Origin of the sequence: Neohoeflea coraliihabitans, from assembly GCF_019334345.1 — a bacterium.
GTDB lineage: Bacteria > Pseudomonadota > Alphaproteobacteria > Rhizobiales > Rhizobiaceae > Pseudohoeflea > Pseudohoeflea coraliihabitans.
In genome coordinates, this window is the sequence record NZ_JAHWQX010000003.1 from 634611 (window position 1) to 653464 (window position 18854).

Genomic DNA, 18854 nt, shown 5'->3' on the forward strand with positions numbered 1-18854 from the left:
GAATGCTCCTTGATCCGTTTATTTTTTACCGAGCCACGGCAGCAGCTGGAGTATGGCGCCGATGACAAGAAGATACAGGCCCGACAGCGTCACGCCCCACTGCAGCCAGAGCGGCGAGCGGAAATGCAGAAGAAGTGCGGCACCGCCGAGGATGCACCAGATGGCGAAGACGGCGAGATTAAGCGGCCGCAGGCGCTTCACCCGCACCGGATGCAGGAAATTGATCGGCAGGAAGGTTGCGAAGACCGCGAACAGCACGATGACAAAGGCCGTGACTTCCGATGGCTCGATGACAAAGAAGCTGAAGACCAGCATGTTCCAGACCACCGGGAAGCCGGAGAAGAAATTCTCGTCGGTCTTCATGCCCATATCGGCGTAGTAGATGGCGCTGGAGACGACGATCAATCCGGCAGCGACGAAGGAATAGGGTTCGCCGATCAGGCCGCTCTGGTACAGCGCGTAGGCTGGCACCAGGACATAGGTGACGTAGTCGATGACGTTGTCGAGCATCACGCCGGACCAGTTCGGCAGCACCTCAGTGACCTTCAGCTTGCGGGCGATCGGGCCATCGGCGCCGTCAACGGCCAATGCCAGGCCGAGCCACCACCACATGTCGATGAAGCGCTGTTCACCGGCGGCGACCACGGCCAGAAATGCAAGATAGGCGCCGCTGGCCGTCAGGATGTGCACGGAAAAGGCCCGAATTTCGGCGTAAGGAACGCGCCGGTACTTGAAAAACGGTATCTTCAAACTGCTGATCCCTGAACTGGCATGGCGTGGCGCGCACAGCGAGAAAGGCGATCTTTCCCCTCGCCCGATGCTTCTTGCCCCCGCTTCAAGTAGCAGATTGAGGTCAGGCGTCCACCGCTAACATGCTGCTCTCGTCGGCGTTGACCGGTCGGCTTGCAGGGTAAAAAGGGTCTTCGCCGTGCCGCAGCCATGGAAAAAGCGTGGTCGGCGCGGTAGATCCTGAAACAATGCCGTGGAAATGCGCCGAGGTGTCGTCAATGTGCCGGGTGGCTTTCACAAGCGAGGCGAATGAGCGGAGGCACTGACATGGAGACGCCGGAGAATTTCGATGTCGCGGTGGTTGGCGGCGGTCTGGCGGGCAGCCTTGCCGCCCTTGCCGCGGCGCGGCAGGGATGGCGCACCGCCTTTCTCGCTCCGGCGGCTGCAAGTGACCGGCGCACGACGGCGTTGCTGTCCGGATCGGTTGCGATGTTGCGCAAATACGGGCTCTGGGAAACCGTGGCCCCGGAAGCTGCGGCGTTGAGCACGATGCGCATCATCGATGGCACAACGCGCCTGTTTCGCGCGCCGCCGGTGACCTTCCGCGCCTCTGAGATCGATCTGGAGACGTTCGGCTACAACATTCCGAACGCCGCGCTGCTCGGGGCTGCGACCGACCGCGTTGCGGGCTGCGATGCGATCGTGCGCATTCCGCATGTGCTGGCTGGGGCGCAGACGGATGAGGACGGCGTGACCCTGACGCTGAGCGATGGCAGCCAGGTGCGCGCCGATGCCGTGCTGGCGGCTGACGGTCGCAACTCGGTCGCCCGCCAGGCCGCCGGCATTGCCACCCGCAACTGGAGCTATCCCCAGTCCGCGATCGTTCTCAATTTCCAGCATCGCCTACCGCATCACAACATCTCGACAGAATTTCACCGGGACACCGGTCCCTTCACCCAGGTGCCGCTGCCTGGCAACCGGTCGAGCCTCGTGTGGACGATGCGACCCGATGATGTCGATGCCGTCATGGCGCTGCCGGCGGATGCGCTGAATTTGCGGGTCGAAACGCTGATGGCATCGCTGCTCGGTGCGGTGGAAGTGGAAGAAGGCATGCAGTCCTTCCCGATGGCGGGCCTGATCGCCGAGAATTTCGCCAGGGGGCGCACCTTCCTGATCGGCGAGAGTGGTCATGCCTTTCCGCCGATCGGCGCGCAGGGTCTCAATCTCGGCCTGCGCGACATCGAGCAGGCGATCGAGCGCCTGGCCGACGCCGGCGGTCCGGCTGAAGCGCCTGCCGCGGCGCTGTCTTACGACCGGGCACGGCGGATCGATGTGCGCAGCCGGACATTCGGCGTCGACCTGCTCAACCGGACACTGCTGAACGATTTTCTGCCGGTGCAGATGCTCCGCGCCGGCGGCCTGGCGGCGTTGAGCGCGCTGCAGCCCTTGAAGATTCTCGCCATGCGCGAGGGGCTGACACCGCGCCGGCAGCGGCCGCCGCTGGGGCGATGGCTGCGCCAGTCGCTACGGGAAAAGGTCGGCCGGCAGCGTTCCTGAGGTGATCAGCCACAACAGGGTGGACACGGTGACCACCGAGGCGACTGTCGTCACCAGCACCGTTGCCGAGGCACGCTCGATCCAGACGCCGTATTGCTGGGCGATGACGAAGACGTTGGTGGCGGTCGGCAGCGCGGCGAGAAGCACTGCGGTAAAGATCCAGATCGGCTCGAAGTTTCCGACCCAGCTCATGGCCAGATACATCAGGACCGGATGCAGGACGAGCTTGATCGGAACGATGTATCCGAGTTCCGCCGGCACCCGGCGCAGCGGCCTGAGAGCCAGTGTCACGCCCATGGCGAACAGGGCGCAGGGCGCCGCTGCCTGGGCGAGATAGTCGATCAGGCGTTCGATCGGCACCGGCGGGGTGAACTGGATCGCCGCTGCGGCGATGCCGGCCATGGTGGCGAGGATGAACGGATGAAAGGCGATTTTGGCGAGCACGTCGAGCGCCAGGCGCCCGGCGGGCCGGTCGTCGTCGCCGGCAAGCGCCATCATCATCGGGGCGATGATGAAATGCATGATGTTCTCGAAGCAGAAGATCAACGCCACCGGGACCGCCGCCTTTTCGCCGAAGGCAAGGATGGCGATGCCGGGGCCCATGTAACCGAGATTGCCATAGGCGGCGGCAAGTCCCTGGACGGTGGCGTCGGGAATGAGGGCGCGGCGGAAAAGTATGGCCAGCGCGAAGACGATGGCGAACATCACATAGGTCGCCAGCATCGAGGTGAGAACGAAATCCCAGCGCGCCAGCTGTTCGACGGGCGTCTGCGCGAGAAGCTTGAAGAACAGCGCCGGCAGCGCGAGGTAGATGATGAAGGTGTTGAGCCAGCCCATGGCCGCCGCCGGCTGGCGGGTGATGCGGGCGGTCACGTAGCCGAGAAGGATGAGCCCGAAAAACGGAAGAACCAAGCCTGCGATTTCAGCCATCCGGGTGTCCCTTCGCCGCCGACCGCCCCTGCCCTGTCAGGCCCCTGCAGCCGCAACGGGCTGCTGCATTTGCGCATACGTGCCGCCTCTTTGTGGCTAGAGAGACAGGTGCGAAGCGTCAAGCGGCGCGGGGGCCGGAAGGTTGATTTTTCCGGCGGAAATGCCCATCTTTGCAGCATGGAAAAGAGCAAGATAACAGCCAGAACCGCCAAATTTGCGATCGGTCAGGTCGTACGACACCGCATCTTTCCGTTTCGCGGCGTCATATTCGACGTGGATCCGGTGTTTGCCAATACCGAGGAGTGGTACAATGCCATTCCCGAACAGGTGCGGCCGCGCAAAGACCAGGCCTTTTATCATCTGCTCGCTGAAAATGACGAGAGCGAATATGTCGCTTATGTCTCCGAGCAGAATCTGGTCGAGGATACCAGCGGAGTCCCGCTGCGGCACCCGCAATTGCGGGAGTTCTTCGGCGCGCCGAGCAACGGGGTTTATCCGCCGCTCGAACTTGTCAGCCACTGATCATGCAGGTCAGCCACTGAGCCGCCGTTCTTCGCAGCCACCGCGCCGCATCGGCCGAGCGTGCATCGATCATGAAAAAAGCCCGGAAACCAATGGCTTCCGGGCTCTTTTCATCTTTGAAGCGTGAAAGCTGCTACTGCTGCTGCTTGGCGGCGTTCTGCGCTTCCTCGAGCTTCTTGCGGGCGGCCTCGGCCTTTTTCGACATTTCCTCCTGCAGCAAGCGTTGCCGCTCCTGCAATTCCGACTGCTTGATCGGCTCGCCGTCATAGGCCTGGGTAAAGCCTTCGAGCGTGATCTTGATCGGGTTCGGGGTGCGCTGGAAGTTGACCGAGGTCAAAACCATTTCGCCACCGCGCTTGAACGAGGAAATCATCTGGTCGGTGAGCAGCACCTCGGCGACGCATTTGTCAGGCATGCACACCGAATATTCGATCCGCTGCGCGCTGCCGCCATCCACCTGCAGATTGATGCCGGGCTGGATCATCCGCGCCGAAGGAACGGAGACCTGCATCACCTTGCGATTGACCTTGCCGGACACCTCGATCAGACCCACCGCCGTCAGTAGCTGACCGGACGGGGCCGAGATGATGTTCTGCACAATGCAGACATCATTGTCTTCCTGCTTGGTGCAGACCTTGTACCACCCCTGGCGGGGCGCCGCCTGCTGCTGAGCGCTGGCGGGCAGCGCTGCGAAGGTCGCGGCAGCAAAGCTGGCGGCAATTGCAAGCTTTGCAATGGATTTCGAAGTCAGTGTCATGGGAATCAGATTCTCCTGCAAACGCCCCGGCGATCGGTGACCTGCGCTGCGCCACAAAGTCGGCAGGCGCGGTTCCTCGCCATTTTCATCCTGCGGCGCTTCTGTTCGCCAAATACGGCGAGAGGAAGGCCGGTGCCCGCTCCGTGTTATCGCGATGGGAGCGCGAAAGCCACCCCTCGCCCCGTCCCGGCCTGCAAAAACTTGACGCCTATCGCGCGGTGAACTTGGCGCCTATCGCGCGGCGAGTTTTGCGCCGGTTGGGCGGTGGTGGAGGCTTGGGCGCCGCAAAATTCCGATCGGCCGTTGACGAACCATGCATGGCGAACAGATTCAGCCGCAACAATCCACGGAGGTGCCTGGCATGCAATTGCGAAAACTCGGAAATCACGGACTGCAAACGGCGCCGCTGGTATTTGGCGGCAACGTCTTCGGCTGGACCGCGGACAAGCAGACCTCGTTCGATCTTCTCGACCGCCTGCTTGATCGCGGCTTTGCAACGATCGATACGGCCGATGTCTACTCCGCCTGGGCGACAGGCAATTCGGGCGGTGAATCCGAGGCGATTCTCGGCGAATGGCTGGCCGCACGCAAGTCCCGGAACAAGGTCATCCTGATGACGAAGGTGGCCAAGAAGGCGGATCGGCGCGGCTTGTCGGCGGCCAATATCGAAACCGCGATCGAGGATTCGCTGCGCCGGCTGAGAACCGATTTCGTCGATGTCTATTTCGCACATGAGGATGATCCGGCGGTCCGGCTGGAAGAGACACTGGAGGCCTTCGGCACGTTGCAGAAAGCGGGCAAGGTCCGCTCGATCGGCGCTTCCAACTATTCGCCGGACCGCATCGAGGCGGCGCTGGCAACTGCAAAAACCAATGATCTGCCGGCCTACGAGATCATCCAGCCGGAATACAATCTGCTCGACCGGGATGATTTCGAAGGTGCCCTCGCCGCCACCGTGAGAGCGCATAAGCTGGATGTGGTGAGCTATTTCTCGCTGGCATCGGGCTTTCTGAGCGGCAAGTACCGCTCGCGCGAAGACGTCGCCGGAGCGGCGCGCGAAGGCCGGGTGGCAGAGTATTTCGATGCCCGCGGCAGCCGCGTGATGACGGCGCTGCGCGCCATCGCCGCCGACCACCGTGCGGCGCCGGCGCAAGTGGCCCTGGCCTGGCTGATGGCCAAGGACGGCGTGACGGCGCCGATCGTCAGCGCCCGCAGCCTCGATCAGCTGGAAGAGGTTCAGGGGGCCGTTCAGATCGAACTGTCAGAACGCGACATTGAGCAGCTCGACGACGCCGGACGTTAAGGCGGGCGCATTCTGGAAGCCGCCACAATCGCCGTGCTAGTGTCGCGCAGGAGATTCGACAGACCCAGGGAGATGTGATGGCGATGAGATCGATTGGCGCGAGGGGCATGCGGATTGCCACAATGATCGGTGCCGTCCTCGCCGGCGTGATGATCGGCGGGAGCGAGCCGGCCCGCAGCGAGCCGGTCCACGCGATCGCCATGCATGGAAAGCCGGCCCTGCCTGCCGATTTCACGCATCTGCTGTTCACCAATCCGCGCGCGCCGAAGGGCGGCAAGATCACCTATGGCGTGGTTGGCACGTTTGACAGCCTGAACCCTTTCATCTTGAAAAGCATGCGCACCACGGCGCGCGGCATCATCGATACCGAGTTCGGAAATCTTGTCTATGAGCCGCTGATGATGCGCTCGGCGGGCGAACCCTTCACGCTGTACGGTCTGCTGGCGGAAACCGTCGAGATGGACGAGGACCGGACCTTCATCCAGTACAATCTCAATCCCAAGGCGCGCTGGTCCGACGGCAAGCCGGTGACGCCCGAAGACGTTGTGTTCACCTTCGAGCTACTGCGCGACAAGGGCCGCCCGCCCTTCTCGACGCGCCTCGACCGGGTCGAGAAGATGGAGATCATCGATGTCGACAGCGTGCGCTTCACCTTCAATGACAAGTCGAATCGCGAGTTTCCGCTGATCCTGTCGATGACGCCGATCCTCCCGAAACATGCGACCGATGTGGACAGCTTCGACCAGTCCAGCCTGGACCCACCGATCGGAAGTGGCCCCTACCGGGTCGCGGCGGTGGAACCGGGCGAGCGGATCACCTTCGAGCGCAACAACGAGTATTGGGCCAAGGACCTGCCGGTGAAGCGCGGCCAGGACAATTTCGACCAGATCGTCATCGAATATTTCCTGTCGGCAACGACGCAGTTCGAGGCCTTCAAGAAGGGCGTGTTCGACGTCTATCCGGACGGCTCGGCGACCAACTGGATCCGCGGTTATGATTTTCCGGCGGCCAAGTCGGGCGCCGTCGTCAAGAAGACCTACAACAAGCAGACGCCTTCGGGCATGTACGGGTTCGTGTTCAACCTGCGCCGTCCCCCCTTCGCCGACCGCAATGTGCGCAAGGCATTGACGATGCTGTTTGATTTCGAATGGGTGAACAAGAATTTCTACGAGAATGTCTACACCCGGACCGAGAGTTTCTGGCAGGGCTCGATGCTGTCGAGCTACAAGCGCGCCGCCAGCGCGGCGGAAAAGGCGTTGCTTGCCCCGTTCCTGGACGCGGTCGAGCCTTCGCTGCTCGACGGGTCGTTCCGGCTGCCGGTCAGCGATGCTTCGGGGCGCGACCGGCGCATCCAGCGTGCCGCCTATGAATTGCTGGTCGAGGCCGGCTACCGCATCAGCGAGGGCAAGATGCTCGATCCGTCCGGACAGCCGCTCGCCTTCGAGATCATGACCCAGAACGAAGGTCAGGAGAAAATGGCGATCGCCTATCAGCGCTCGCTGGCGCCGCTCGGCATCGAGGTTGAAATCCGGACGGTTGATGACGCGCAGTATCAGCAGCGCTCGCAGGAATTCGATTATGACGTGATCATCAAATCCTATCCCTCCTCATTGTCGCCGGGATTCGAACAGCTCGGGCGCTGGGGTTCGGCCGCCAGGGACGTACCCGGTTCGTTCAACTATGCGGGCGTTGCCGATCCGGCCGTCGACGCGATGATCGATGCGCTGCTCAACGCCCGCGAACTGGAGGATTTCCAGGCCGCCGTGCGGGCTTACGATCGCGTGCTGCTGTCAGGTTACTACGTCGTACCGACCTATCATCTGAGCGAAGGCTATCTGGCGCATTGGCAGCGGGTGACCGGTCCCGGTGGCATGACGCCGCTCTACGGCACCTATTTCCCGGCGTGGTGGGACACGTCAGTGAAATAGACGTCGCCACGGCCTCGGGCGCTAATCCATTGCAAGGAAGGACATTTTGATGAGCTCTACCGATACCCCTGCCCCGGGCCAGGCGGCCGCGCCGCTGACGGTCGATGTCATATCCGACGTGATGTGTCCGTGGTGCTATATCGGCAAGAAGCGTCTTGAGACGGCGCTCGAGCGCCTTGACGGCGAACTGGAAGTCGAGGTGCATTGGCGCCCCTATCAGCTCGATCCGAGCCTGCCGAAGGAGGGCAAGGACCGCAAGCGCTACCTCGAGGACAAGTTCGGCGGCGCGGCGCGCGCCACCCAGGCCTATCAGGCCGTGCGCAATGCCGGGGCGGAGGAGGACATTGCCTTCGACTTCGAGGCCATCGCGGTGGCGCCGAACACGATCGACGCGCATCGGCTGATCCGCTGGGCCGGATCGCAGGGGCCGGCGGCGCAGGCCCGCATGGTGGCGATCCTGTTCCGCTACTATTTCGAGGAAGGGCGCAATATCGGCGAGGATGCAACGCTCATCGAAGCGGCGAGCGAAGGCGGGCTCGACCCGGAAATCGTCAGGAAACTACTCGCCGACGGGGCCGACCGCGACAAGGTCGAAGGCGAGATCGATGTGGCGCGGCAACTCGGGATCGAGGGTGTGCCGTGTTTCATCGTCGCGGGCAAATACGCGCTGGTCGGCGCGCAGCCGGCTGAACAGCTGGTCGAGGCGCTGCGTCGCGCCGCCGCCGCGCCTGAACCGGCCTCCGGCACCCCGCAATAGCGAGCGCCATCCTTTCGCCGCAACGTGCCGTCGGGCGGTGTCCGACCAAGGTTTCCGGTCGATGTGCCTGATCAGGCGGCTTGGGCAATTTCGGCAAAACGGCTCATGACCACGGCAGCGCCGGCCAGGCGCTTTTCGCCGGTCGGCAGGTCTCGTGAGAGAAAAACGCTCTGGTCGGCGCGAATTTTGGCCAGGCTGCCCTGTCCGGAGATGTATTGCACCAGGCCGGACGGATTGGGGAACTGTCCGTCGCGGAATTGCACGACGACACCCTTGGGACCGGCATCGAGCTTCTCGACATTGGCCTTGCGGCACAGTGACTTGATGAAGACGATCTTCAGCAGATGTTCGACTTCGATCGGCATCGGCCCGAAGCGGTCGATCAGCTCGGCTCCGAAAGCGTCGATGTCGGCAATATCGGTGATTTCGCCGAGGCGGCGATACAGGCCCAGCCGGAGATGCAGATCGGGCACATAATCTTCCGGGATCATCACCGGCGTGCCGACGGAAATTTGCGGCGACCATCCCGTATCGGCCAGTTCATCACCGCCCTTGATCTCGGCCACCGCTTCTTCGAGCATGTGCTGGTAGAGTTCGAAACCGACTTCCTTGATATGGCCGGACTGCTCTTCGCCGAGAAGGTTGCCGGCGCCGCGAATGTCGAGATCGTGGCTTGCCAGCTGGAAGCCGGCCCCGAGCGTGTCGAGCGATTGCAGGACCTTCAGGCGGCGGTCGGCGGTGGTCGTCAGCACACGGTTGACCGGCAAGGTCAGGAGCGCGAAGGCGCGCGCCTTCGACCGGCCGACGCGGCCGCGGATCTGGTAGAGCTGGGCGAGGCCGAACATGTCGGCGCGGTGCACGATGAGCGTGTTGGCTGTCGGCACATCGAGGCCGGATTCAACGATGGTCGTCGACAACAGCACGTCATACTGGCCGTCATAGAAGGCGTTCATGATGTCGTCGAGTTCGCCAGGCGGCATCTGGCCGTGGGCGATGGCGACCTTCAGTTCCGGCACATCCGAGCGCAGCCAGGCGGCGACTTCCGACAGGTCGCTGACGCGCGGGCAGACATAGAAACTCTGGCCGCCGCGATAATGTTCGCGCAGCAGCGTCTCGCGCACGGTGAGCGGATCGAAGGGCGAGATGAAGGTGCGCACCGCCATGCGGTCGACCGGCGGCGTGGTGATCAGCGACAATTCGCGCACGCCGGTCATTGCCAGCTGCAATGTGCGCGGTATCGGTGTGGCGGACAGGGTCAGGACGTGCACGTCCGATTTCAGTTCCTTCAGCCGCTCCTTGTGCTTGACGCCGAAATGCTGCTCCTCATCGATGATCAGGAGACCGAGATTGGCGAAACTGATGCTGGCGCCGAGCAGCGCGTGGGTGCCGATGACGATATCGGCCTTGCCGCTGGCCACTTCCTGCTTGGTCAGCGCCAATTCCTTGGCGCCCACCAGGCGCGAGGCCTGAACAATGCGCACCGGATAGCCGCGCAAACGATCGCTGAAGGTCTTGAAATGCTGGCGCGCGAGCAGCGTCGTCGGCACGACGACGGCGACCTGAACCCCGTTCATCGCGGCGATGAAGGCGGCGCGCAACGCCACTTCGGTCTTGCCAAAGCCGACATCGCCGCAAATCAGGCGGTCCATCGGCTGACCGGCTGCGAGATCTTCGCGCACCGCGTCGATGGCGGCCATCTGGTCGTCCGTCTCGTCATAGGGAAAGCGCGCCGCGAACTCGTCATAAAGTCCTTCCGGCGCCATCAGGGCCGGCGCGGTGCGCATGTGCCGCTCGGCGGCCAGGCGGATCAGGCCGCCAGCCATATCGAGCAGGCGCTTTTTCAGTTTCGCCTTGCGCGACTGCCAGGCGACACCGCCGAGCTTGTCGAGCTGGACGCCTTCGCTCTCGGAGCCGTAGCGCGACAGCAGTTCGATGTTCTCGACGGGCAGGAACAGCTTGGCATTGCCGGCGTAATGCAGTTCGAGACAGGCATGCGGCGCACCGGCCACCTCGATCGTCTTCAGACCGACGAAACGGCCGATGCCATGCTCGACATGCACGACGAGCGCGCCTTCATCGAGGCCGGCGACCTCGGTGATGAAATCGGCGCCGCGTTTCTTGCGCCGGGAGCGGCGCACCAGACGGTCGCCGAGAATGTCCTGCTCGCCGATGACCACGGTTTCGCCAGCCTCGAAACCGCCCTCGAGAGCCAGCACCGCGGCGGCCGCCTGACCCGGCTTGAGCCGCGACAATTCATCGAGACGGGCAATGGTCTTGACCCGCTCGAGGCCATGTTCCTCAAGCACCTGCAGCAGGCGGTCGAGCGAACCTTCGCTCCAGGCGGTGATCAGCACCCTGGCGCCGGCGGCGCGCTTGTCGGCAATATGGGCGACGGCCTTGTCGAACAGATTGACGCGCCCTTCGTCCTGGCGGCTTTCCACTTCGCTGGCCCAGCGCGGTCCGACGCGGGCATCGAGTTCGAAAACTTGGCGCGCCCCGGTTTCCGGCTCGCTGAACGGCGACAGGCGAACGGCACCGGCCTGATCGAGCGCGGCGGCGAGCGCCTCCTGATCGAGATAGAGCTCGGATGGCGGCACCGGCTTGTAAGGTGCCGTCTGCATCGTGCCGGGCTTGTGGCTTTGCAACTGCTCGGCGCGCGCCTCATAGTGATCGATGATCTGGGCGTGACGCTCGCCGGCGGCCTCGACCACGACATGATCGGTAACGAGCTGAAAGCCGGCAAGATAGTCAAAGACGGTGGCCATTTCGTCGTAAAACAGCGGCAGCCAGTGCTCCATGCCGGCAAAGCGGCGACCTTCCGAGATCGCCACATACAGGGCATCATCGCGCGTGGCGGCACCGAAGTGACGCAAATAATTGGCGCGAAAACGGCTGATCGTGTCCGGGTCGAGCGAGACTTCGCTCATGGCGTTCAGCGTCAGTTCCCTGACCGAGCCGCTGGACCGCTGCGACACCGGGTCGAAATGCCGGATCGTTTCCAAGGTGTCGCCGAAGAAATCAAGCCGCACCGGCTCCTCGTCACCGGGGAGCCAGGCATCGAGAATGCCGCCGCGAACGGCGTATTCGCCGACTTCGCGGACGGTGGCGATGCGCTCGAATCCGAGCCGCTCGAAGCGCGCCGCCAGATCTTCCATCTTCAAAATTGCGCCGGCGCGCGCGGAAAACCCAAGGGCGCGGATGGCCTCCTGCGGCGGCACGCGCTGCAGCGCCGCATTGACCGTGACCAGCACGATGGCGCCGTGCGGCTGTTCCGACAGGGCGGCCAGCGAGGCAAGAGCGTCGAGGCGGCGGGCCGAGACCTCGGCGCCGGGCGAGACGCGGTCATAGGGCAGGCAATCCCAGCCCGGCAAAGTCAGCACCGGGATATCCGGCGCGATGAAGGCCAGATTCTGCTCCAGCTCGGCGAGGCGTTGGCCGTCGGAAATCAGATAGGCGAGCGGCGGCCCCTGACGCGCCAGGGCGGCGAGCACAAAGGCGTCCATGCCGGGCGGCACGGCGGCAAGCGTGACCGGTCCGGCGGCGGCGCGAACCCGTTTGACAGGAACGACATCGATCATTGGTCTTTGGCCCGCGCCGCGATGTGATTGCCTTTGCCGTCAAAGGATGGACGATAGGCCGCGATGCGCCGGAACAGGGCGGTGTCGAAATCGGCGGGGCACGCTTTCTCGCCGGTGATCCAGTTGAGAATGTCGGCATCATCCTCGATGAGCAGGGCTTCAAAGGCGGCCAGATCCGCCTCGCTCAGCGCGTCGATCTCGGCATCGGCAAAGCCGCCGAGCATCAGGTCCATTTCACGGATTCCGCGGCGCCAGGCGCGCACCAGGAGGCGGCGGCGGCGCGGATCCAGATCAGCACTGCTTCGGGTGGTACCGGTCATCGTCATCCTTTTCGGGTTGCGCCCGTGTGCATAGCCGAAGGTGCGGGTCTTGTCAGCCTCGCAAACCTTGCCATCGGCGCATTTTCCGCATCATGGTGGCGCATGCGCCCACACCAACTCGATTCCCTGTTCCGCCCCGTCGATACCCTGTCCGGCATCGGTCCGAAACTGGCTGAAGCCCTGGCGCGGGTGACCGGCCGCGACGGCCCAGAAGACACCCGTGTCATCGATCTCCTGCTGCTTGCGCCCTACACGCTGATCGACCGCAGCCACAATCCCGGCGTGGCGCATGCGCCGGAGGGGACAATCGTGACCCTGTCCCTGACGATCGACCGTCATCAGCCGGCGCCGCGCGGCCGGGGCAATGTGCCCTACCGGGTGCATGCCCATGACGAGACCGGCGAGATCTCGCTGGTGTTCTTCAAGGCGCAGCAGAAATGGCTCGAGAAGCTGCTGCCGGTCGGCGAGACAGTGTTCGTCTCCGGCAAGGTGGACTGGTACAACGGCCGCCCGTCGATGGTGCATCCGGACCACATTGTCGGGGCCGATGACAAGGACGAACTGCCACTGGTCGAACCGGTCTATCCGCTGACCGCCGGCCTGTCGGCGAAAATGCTGCGCAAGGCCATCGACGCGGCGCTGACGCAATTGCCGGTGCTGCCGGAATGGGCCGATCCGCAATTCATTGCGAAGGCGGCCCTGCCCCGCTTCGGTGACGCGGTGATGCGGCTGCATCATCCCGAAGAGCCGGGTGATTTCGAGCCGCAGGACGCGTCGCGGCGCCGCCTGGCCTATGACGAATTGCTGGCCGGGCAGATCTCGCTGTCCCTGGTGCGGGGGCGGCTGCGCAAATTGCCGGGACAGGCGATCGCCGCCAAGGGGCTGTTGCGCGAGAAGATCCGCGGTGCCCTGCCCTATGGCCTGACCGGCAGCCAGACCGAGGCGATCGATCAGGTGCTGGCCGACATGCGGCTCGATGCGCGCATGATCCGGCTGTTGCAGGGCGATGTCGGCTCCGGCAAGACGATCGTCGCGCTGTTGACCATGGCCGATGCCGTCGAGGCCGGCGGCCAGGCGGTGCTGATGGCGCCAACCGAGATCCTGGCGCGGCAGCATCATGCGACACTGAAGGATCTTGCGGCCGCAGCCGGGATCCGGGTTGATCTTCTGACCGGGCGCAGCAAGGGCCGTGAACGCACGGCCACGCTGGAGCGCATCGCCTCGGGCGAAGCGCAGATCATTGTCGGCACGCACGCACTCTTTCAGGACACGGTCGTCTTTCACCGCCTCACCTATGCGGTGGTCGACGAGCAGCACCGTTTCGGCGTGCATCAGCGCCTGCGCCTGACAGCCAAGGGCCAGGCGCCGCACATGCTGGTGATGACCGCGACGCCCATTCCGCGCACGCTGGTGCTCGCCGCTTTCGGCGACATGGACGTCTCGCAATTGACGGAGAAACCCGCCGGACGCAAGCCGATCACCACGGTGACCGTGCCCGATGAACGCCTCGGCGATGTGGTCGAGCGCTTGCGCGCCGCGCTTGATGGCGACAGGAAAATCTACTGGATCTGTCCGCTTGTCGAGGACAGCGACAAGAGCGATCTGATGAGCGCCGAGAGCCGGTTTGAAGGCCTGAAAAAAGCCCTCGGCCCGGGGCATGCGGCGCGGCTTGATGTCGTGCATGGACGGATGTCCGGCGAGGACAAGGACCGCGCCATGGAGCGCTTCAAGCGCGGTGACACGCGGCTGCTGGTGGCGACCACCGTGATCGAGGTGGGGGTCGATGTGCCGGATGCGACGATCATGGTCATCGAGCACGCCGAACGGTTCGGACTGGCGCAGATCCATCAGTTGCGCGGCCGCGTCGGGCGCGGCACGGAAGCGTCAAGCTGCATCCTGCTTTACCACGGCCCGCTGAGCGAGACGGCGCATGCGCGGCTGGCGGTGCTGCGTGACAGCGAGGACGGGTTTCGCATCGCCGAGGAGGATCTGCGGTTGCGCGGCGAAGGCGATCTGCTTGGCACGCAGCAATCCGGTCTTCCTGGATTTCGCCTTGCCAATCTGGCGGCTCATGCGGATCTGCTTGAAGTGGCGCGCTCGGACGCACGCAATGTCATTGCCGCCGATCCCGATCTCTCCGGTCCACGCGGCCCGGCCCTGCGCATGCTGCTTTACCTGATGCGCCGCGACGAGGCGATTCGCTTCTTACGTGCCGGTTAGGTCGTTTCGCGGCGGGGTATCTTTGGCCAGCGCCGGAGCGGCAGGGGCCCCTGGTGTTTCCGCCGGCATTTTCTTCGGATACTCCGGGGCGACGAGACCGGCGGAGATCACCATCTTGGCGGCCTCCTCGACGGACATGTCGAGAAAGATGACGTCGCTGCGCGGCACGAACAGCAGAAATCCGGAGGTCGGGTTCGGCGTCGTCGGCAAGAAGACCGAAATGGTCTCCTGCTGCGGCATGCGCGCGTCGACCTCGCCCCTGGTCTCGGTGGCGACGAAGACGATCGACCAGAGGCCCTTGCGCGGATACTCGATCAGCGCCGCCCGCTTGAAGGAATTGTTCTGCTCGGCCAGTACCGTCTCGAAAATCTGCTTGAGACCGCGATAGACGACGCGGACCAGCGGCATGCGGTTGAGCAGGCTTTCGCCAAAGCCGAGCACCGTGCGCCCGACGAGGCTGGCGGTGAGGAACCCGACGATCGTCAGCGCCACCAGGGCAACGAGGAGACCGTAGCCGGGCACACCGAAGGGCAGATAGGAATCGGGATTATAGGCCTTGGGCAGATAGGGTTTGACCCAGCCATCGACCCAGAGCACGAATGTCCAGGTCAGCCAGGCGGTGATTGCCAGCGGCGCGACCACGATCAGTCCCGTCAGGAAATAGCGTCGCAAGCGCATTCCAGCGCTCGTTTTTTTCAAGCTATCGCTCATGTCATATGCCTGTCAGGACCCGGGCTGCGAGAGACGCCGCCGCACGCCTGTCAATATGAGGGGTGCCCGGCGGTTCGACAAGGGCTGCGGCTCAGCAAGCGGCCCGCTTTGGCAGCGATTTATTCGACCGTGACCGATTTGGCGAGATTGCGCGGCTGATCGACGTCGGTGCCCATGAAAACGGCGGTGTGATAGGCGATGAGCTGCACCGGCAGCGCATACAGGATCGGCGTGACGATATCGGCGACCTGCGGAAGGATGATCGTTTCCATGGTCTTGAGCGAGACGGCGCGGGCGCCCTTCTCGTCGGTGATCAGAATGATGCGTCCGCCGCGCGCTGCCACTTCCTGCATGTTCGAGGCCGTCTTCTCGAACAGCTTGTCATGCGGCGCGATGACAATCACCGGCATCGCCTCGTCGATCAGGGCAATCGGCCCGTGCTTGAGTTCGCCGGCGGCATACCCTTCGGCGTGGATGTAACTGATTTCCTTGAGCTTGAGCGCCCCTTCGAGGGCCAGCGGGTAATTGGTTCCACGCCCGAGATAGAGCACGTCCTTGTACTGGCTCAATTCACGCGACAACCGCTCGATGCGCGGCTGGACCGAGCGCAGAACCTCGCCGAAGATGCGCCGGCCCTCGACCAGAGCCTGGACCATCTCGCTCTCCTGAGCGCGCGTGAGCGTGCCGCGCGCCTTGGCCGCCGCGAGCGCCAGTGAGGCAAGAACGGCCAGCTGGCACGTAAAGGCCTTGGTCGATGCGACGCCGATCTCCGGACCGGCCAGCGTAGGAAAGACCGCATCGGCTTCGCGGGCGATGGTCGATTCCGCGACATTGACGATGGCGCCGATCGCGACCCCCTCGCCCTTGCAATAGCGCAGCGAAGCAAGCGTGTCGGCGGTCTCGCCGGACTGCGAGACAAACAGCGCCGCCATCTTGCCGGTGAGCGGCATTTCGCGATAGCGGAACTCGGAAGCGACATCGATCTCGACCGGCAGGCGGGCATAGCGCTCGAACCAGTATTTGCCGATCAGCCCGGCGTAATAGGCCGTGCCGCAAGCGGAAATGGCGAGCCGGTCGAGGGCGGCGAAATCAAGCTTGTCGGCCCCGTCCCTGATCTCGCCCTTCGCGAAATCGATGTAATGGGCCAGAGTGTGCGTGACGACCTCCGGCTGCTCGTAGATTTCCTTTTCCATGAAATGGCGGTGGTTGCCCTTGTCGACCACATAGGCGGCGCCGCGGCTGATCTTGCGGCTGCGCGTCACCGGCTGGCCCTCGCCATCATAGAATTCGGCGCCGGAGCGGGTGACCACCGTCCAGTCTCCATCCTCGAGATAGGTGATCTCATCGGTGAAGGGCGCCAATGCAATGGAGTCAGAGCCCAGGAACATCTCGCCATTGCCATGCCCGACGGCGAGCGGCGGACCGTGCCGGGCGCCGATGATCATCTCTTCATCGCCGGCAAACAGGAGGGCGAGCGCATAGGCGCCTTCCAGGCGGGCCAGGGCGGCGCGGGCCGCCTCGCGCGGCGCCATGCCATCGGCGAGGTAGCGCGAGACCAGCTGAGCGACAACTTCGGTGTCGGTCTCGGTCTGAAACTGCGCGCCAGCCGCCTCAAGCTCCTCGCGCAGAGTGGCGAAATTCTCGATGATGCCGTTGTGGACGACGGCGACATCGCCGGCCGTATGCGGATGGGCATTGTTTTCTGTCGGGGCGCCATGCGTGGCCCAGCGGGTATGGGCGATGCCGATCTGTCCGGGCAGCGGATCGCCTTCTAGGCGCCGCTCGAGATTGCCGAGTTTCCCCTCAGCGCGGCGGCGCTCGATGTGGCCGTCGCGCAGGGTTGCGACGCCGGCTGAATCATAGCCGCGGTATTCGAGGCGTTTCAAGGCATCGATCAGTCGCGGCGCGACGTCGGCGCTTGAGATGATCCCGACAATTCCACACATTCCATCGTCTCCCGTAAAGCGTTGGCCGCTTTCGGCCCGCCCGTACCGCAAGTGCCGCTATAGCCCCGCCTATGCTGCTATAGCCCCGCCTATGCTGCTATAGCAAAGGCACCTTTTCCGGCGTGTCACTTATCATGACCGTTCTTAACCCGCAGCGGCCTAACTCGACGACTTGCGCTGTTGCTTAACGGCCTCGGCCCGGGCCCTGAGCGTGGCGGCCTTGTCCGGCAGGTTCCTCTGCGGTGTGCGCGCCAGAGCCAGTGCATCGGCTTCGACATTCTTCGTCACCACCGTCCCCGAGCCGATATAGGCGCCCTCGCCGATCTCCACCGGCGCCACCAGCGAGGTGTTGGAGCCGATGAAGGCACCGGCGCCGACAATGGTGCGATGCTTGTTGACCCCGTCATAATTGCAGGTGATCGTGCCGGCGCCGATATTGGCCCCGGCGCCGATCGTCGCATCTCCGATATAGGTGAGGTGGTTGACCTTGGCGCCCGCCCCGATGTCGGCCTTCTTGACCTCGCAGAAATTACCGACCTTGGCGCCTTCGGCCAGCCGCGCCCCCGGACGCAGGCGCGCAAACGGTCCGATACTGGCATTGTTGCCGATCTCGGTGCCCTCGATGTGGGAAAAGGCGTGAATGCGGGCGCCCGATGCGACCGTCACGCCGGGGCCGAACCAGACATGCGGCTCGATGATCACATCCGGCGCAATCTTTGTATCATGGGCGAGATAAACGCTGGACGGATCGAGCATGGTCACGCCCGAGAGCATGATCTCATGGCGGCGGCGGCGCTGCCACTCGGCCTCAATCTCGGCGAGCTCGACACGGGTGTTGCAGCCCATCAGATCCGCTTCGGGCGCCTTGAGGGCCACGACGCGGCCGCCGCGCTGGCGGCAGATGGCGACAATATCGGTGAGGTAATATTCGCCCTTGGCGTTGTCGTTGCCGATCGCCTCGAGCAGCGACACGGCGCTTTGTCCATCCATGGTGATGATGCCGCCATTGCAGAATTTTAGCGCGCGCTCGGCGTCACTGGCCTCGCGATCCTCGACGATCGCCAGCAATTCGTCGCCGTCGGTGATCATCCGTCCGTAGCCGGTGGGATCCTCCGCCTCGAACCCGAGAACCACCATATCGGCACCGGCGGCGCGCGCCGCCATGGCGGCATGCAGGCTGTCCGGGTTGATCAGCGGCGTATCGCCGTAAAGGACGATCACGTCATCGAAGCGTTCGGCCTCGATCGCCTGGCGCGCCATCAGCACGGCATGGCCGGTGCCCTTGCGCTCGGTCTGCTCGACGGCGACGACCGGGATGCCGGAGGCGGCGGCGGAATCGCGCACCCTGTCGCCATCGCGCCCAACGACGAGAGCGATCCGGTCGACGCCGGCGGCGGCGGCGGCGGCCGTGACATGAGCGATGATCGGCCGGTGCCCGACCGGGTGCAGAACCTTCGTCAAGGACGACTTCATGCGTGTGGCATCCCCGGCGGCCAACACCACCGCCAGACTTTTGCGCTGCATCTGAAAATCTCCGTTTCTGATCATTCCGCCGACAGGTGATTCCCGGTATAGCATCTGCCACCACCCTCGTCC

Annotated in this window: 14 protein-coding genes; 6 read left to right on the top strand and 8 right to left on the bottom strand. The window is 64.0% G+C overall.

Features of this window, described 5'->3' with window-relative positions; translation table 11 throughout:
• Positions 1–18: 18 nt before the first annotated feature.
• Positions 19–744 carry a phosphatidylcholine synthase gene (gene pcsA / locus KY465_RS14075; protein WP_219202796.1) on the bottom strand — a complete coding sequence of 242 codons (726 nt, stop codon included), beginning with the start codon at positions 742–744 and terminating at the stop codon, positions 19–21.
• A gap of 294 nt (positions 745–1038) precedes the next feature.
• Here pcsA and KY465_RS14080 point away from each other — a divergent pair, with 294 nt between their 5' ends.
• Positions 1039–2286: a UbiH/UbiF family hydroxylase gene (locus KY465_RS14080; RefSeq protein WP_255561678.1), complete on the top strand. Its 1248-nt coding sequence runs from the start codon at positions 1039–1041 to the stop codon at positions 2284–2286.
• Here the strand turns inward: KY465_RS14080 and KY465_RS14085 are convergent.
• Complete coding sequence (locus KY465_RS14085) at positions 2254–3216, bottom strand: AEC family transporter (protein ID WP_219202387.1); 963 nt, start codon at positions 3214–3216, stop codon at positions 2254–2256. The two genes, KY465_RS14080 and KY465_RS14085, sit on opposite strands and share 33 nt — an antisense overlap.
• Positions 3217–3393: 177 nt before the next feature.
• Between KY465_RS14085 and hspQ the strand changes: the two genes are divergently transcribed.
• On the top strand, positions 3394–3738 hold the full coding sequence (gene hspQ / locus KY465_RS14090; protein ID WP_219202389.1) for a heat shock protein HspQ: 345 nt from the start codon (positions 3394–3396) through the stop codon (positions 3736–3738).
• A gap of 133 nt (positions 3739–3871) precedes the next feature.
• Here hspQ and KY465_RS14095 read toward each other — a convergent pair whose 3' ends face one another.
• Positions 3872–4495: an invasion associated locus B family protein gene (locus KY465_RS14095; RefSeq protein WP_219202390.1), complete on the bottom strand. Its 624-nt coding sequence runs from the start codon at positions 4493–4495 to the stop codon at positions 3872–3874.
• Positions 4496–4856: 361 nt separating this feature from the next.
• Here KY465_RS14095 and KY465_RS14100 point away from each other — a divergent pair, with 361 nt between their 5' ends.
• The 3 genes from KY465_RS14100 (at position 4857) to KY465_RS14110 (ending at position 8483) form a co-directional block, all read left to right on the top strand.
• Positions 4857–5798: an aldo/keto reductase gene (locus KY465_RS14100; RefSeq protein ID WP_219202392.1), complete on the top strand. Its 942-nt coding sequence runs from the start codon at positions 4857–4859 to the stop codon at positions 5796–5798.
• Between the two features lie 122 nt (positions 5799–5920).
• Positions 5921–7726: an extracellular solute-binding protein gene (locus KY465_RS14105; protein WP_255561730.1), complete on the top strand. Its 1806-nt coding sequence runs from the start codon at positions 5921–5923 to the stop codon at positions 7724–7726.
• Positions 7727–7775: 49 nt separating this feature from the next.
• Positions 7776–8483, top strand: a complete 708-nt coding sequence (locus KY465_RS14110; protein ID WP_219202393.1) for a DsbA family oxidoreductase — start codon at positions 7776–7778, stop codon at positions 8481–8483.
• Between the two features lie 71 nt (positions 8484–8554).
• Here the strand turns inward: KY465_RS14110 and mfd are convergent, their stop codons facing one another.
• On the bottom strand, positions 8555–12061 hold the full coding sequence (gene mfd / locus KY465_RS14115; RefSeq protein WP_219202395.1) for a transcription-repair coupling factor: 3507 nt from the start codon (positions 12059–12061) through the stop codon (positions 8555–8557).
• Positions 12058–12381, bottom strand: coding sequence for an FAD assembly factor SdhE (locus tag KY465_RS14120; protein ID WP_219202397.1), 324 nt, complete (start codon positions 12379–12381; stop codon positions 12058–12060). The genes mfd and KY465_RS14120 overlap by 4 nt, the downstream gene beginning before the upstream one ends.
• Before the next feature lie 102 nt (positions 12382–12483).
• Here KY465_RS14120 and recG point away from each other — a divergent pair, with 102 nt between their 5' ends.
• The gene (gene recG, locus KY465_RS14125; RefSeq protein ID WP_219202399.1) at positions 12484–14601 is read left to right on the top strand and encodes an ATP-dependent DNA helicase RecG; all 2118 of its coding nucleotides are present in this window, start codon (positions 12484–12486) and stop codon (positions 14599–14601) included.
• Here the strand turns inward: recG and KY465_RS14130 are convergent.
• The 3 genes from KY465_RS14130 to glmU form a co-directional block, all read right to left on the bottom strand.
• Positions 14587–15312, bottom strand: coding sequence for a DUF502 domain-containing protein (locus KY465_RS14130; protein WP_219202400.1), 726 nt, complete (start codon positions 15310–15312; stop codon positions 14587–14589). The genes recG and KY465_RS14130 overlap by 15 nt on opposite strands.
• Before the next feature lie 119 nt (positions 15313–15431).
• The gene (gene glmS, locus KY465_RS14135; RefSeq protein ID WP_219202402.1) at positions 15432–17258 is read right to left on the bottom strand and encodes a glutamine--fructose-6-phosphate transaminase (isomerizing); all 1827 of its coding nucleotides are present in this window, start codon (positions 17256–17258) and stop codon (positions 15432–15434) included.
• 159 nt (positions 17259–17417) lie between these two features.
• Positions 17418–18782 carry a bifunctional UDP-N-acetylglucosamine diphosphorylase/glucosamine-1-phosphate N-acetyltransferase GlmU gene (gene glmU, locus KY465_RS14140; protein WP_219202403.1) on the bottom strand — a complete coding sequence of 455 codons (1365 nt, stop codon included), beginning with the start codon at positions 18780–18782 and terminating at the stop codon, positions 17418–17420.
• Positions 18783–18854: the final 72 nt, after the last annotated feature.

Coding starts and splice junctions, on each gene's coding strand:
- KY465_RS14080 (WP_255561678.1), top strand. CDS start 1,039: ATGAGCGGAGGCACTGACATGGAGACGCCGGAGAATTTCGATGTCGCG.
- KY465_RS14085 (WP_219202387.1), bottom strand. CDS start 3,216: ATGGCTGAAATCGCAGGCTTGGTTCTTCCGTTTTTCGGGCTCATCCTT.
- hspQ (WP_219202389.1), top strand. CDS start 3,394: ATGGAAAAGAGCAAGATAACAGCCAGAACCGCCAAATTTGCGATCGGT.
- KY465_RS14095 (WP_219202390.1), bottom strand. CDS start 4,495: ATGACACTGACTTCGAAATCCATTGCAAAGCTTGCAATTGCCGCCAGC.
- KY465_RS14100 (WP_219202392.1), top strand. CDS start 4,857: ATGCAATTGCGAAAACTCGGAAATCACGGACTGCAAACGGCGCCGCTG.
- KY465_RS14105 (WP_255561730.1), top strand. CDS start 5,921: ATGATCGGTGCCGTCCTCGCCGGCGTGATGATCGGCGGGAGCGAGCCG.
- KY465_RS14110 (WP_219202393.1), top strand. CDS start 7,776: ATGAGCTCTACCGATACCCCTGCCCCGGGCCAGGCGGCCGCGCCGCTG.
- mfd (WP_219202395.1), bottom strand. CDS start 12,061: ATGATCGATGTCGTTCCTGTCAAACGGGTTCGCGCCGCCGCCGGACCG.
- KY465_RS14120 (WP_219202397.1), bottom strand. CDS start 12,381: ATGACCGGTACCACCCGAAGCAGTGCTGATCTGGATCCGCGCCGCCGC.
- recG (WP_219202399.1), top strand. CDS start 12,484: ATGCGCCCACACCAACTCGATTCCCTGTTCCGCCCCGTCGATACCCTG.
- KY465_RS14130 (WP_219202400.1), bottom strand. CDS start 15,312: ATGAGCGATAGCTTGAAAAAAACGAGCGCTGGAATGCGCTTGCGACGC.
- glmS (WP_219202402.1), bottom strand. CDS start 17,258: ATGTGTGGAATTGTCGGGATCATCTCAAGCGCCGACGTCGCGCCGCGA.
- glmU (WP_219202403.1), bottom strand. CDS start 18,782: ATGCAGCGCAAAAGTCTGGCGGTGGTGTTGGCCGCCGGGGATGCCACA.